Here is a 236-nt window from a genome sequence, read left to right as displayed (position 1 = left end):
GGTCAACCGTTCACCATTTTCGAACAGCATGGCAACAATTCGGTACGGCACGGTCGAGCCGGTACGCTGCAAAATCTCAACGATGCCATCTTGGTAAATTACATGCAGTGTGCTCGGATCGGGACGCTTGACCACTAAATTCTTTAACTTACGATCCCTTATCAGCAATGCGCCTCCAACGGGTGGCAGCCCATCTGTTTTATATTGCTCGCCACTCAGCAAGTTGAGTTTGAAGC

Annotated in this window: 1 protein-coding gene; it reads right to left on the bottom strand. The window is 49.6% G+C overall.

Annotated elements, in window-relative coordinates:
- A partial coding sequence (locus tag AC0L3U_RS40210) for a BRCT domain-containing protein (RefSeq protein WP_473365244.1) occupies nucleotides 1-236 on the bottom strand: 236 nt, incomplete at both ends.

The organism is Bradyrhizobium sp. Kon69, from assembly GCF_055807515.1.
Note: the sequence above shows the minus strand (reverse complement) of the source record. Positions and strands in the feature narration are given on the sequence as shown.